The sequence below is a fragment of the Pseudomonas sp. SIMBA_068 genome (assembly GCF_046534705.1).
Taxonomy (GTDB): domain Bacteria; phylum Pseudomonadota; class Gammaproteobacteria; order Pseudomonadales; family Pseudomonadaceae; genus Aquipseudomonas; species Aquipseudomonas putida.
This window is the reverse complement of sequence record NZ_JAWRYI010000960.1, coordinates 1-256: the sequence shown is the minus strand read 5'-3', so window position 1 is coordinate 256 and position 256 is coordinate 1. Positions and strand designations below refer to the sequence as shown.

Genomic DNA, 256 nt, shown 5'->3' with positions numbered 1-256 from the left:
ATTCGATGTGTTCATTTTTAATACTTTCTACACCAAAAAATGCACTAAATGGTGCACTTAGCGTTTTGTTAGGCACTTCATCAATAGCTACTTTTCGTGTCAAGCGACTACTGCATTGGGTTAACATAAAATGAGTATATGCATACAGAGGTAAAGTTATGTGCTCAAATTGATACTGCTTATTAGGTGCTACCAATAAAGCCATTATTTTTACTAAGCTGTCTAATCGATTTACTATAAATCTTTGTAGTGGATG

At 33.6% G+C, this 256-nt stretch carries 1 protein-coding gene; it reads right to left on the bottom strand.

The window, feature by feature from the left end:
- Window positions 1-256, bottom strand: a 256-nt coding sequence (locus tag SB756_RS32270; protein ID WP_410913526.1) for a hypothetical protein, incomplete at both ends; no start/stop codon positions are given.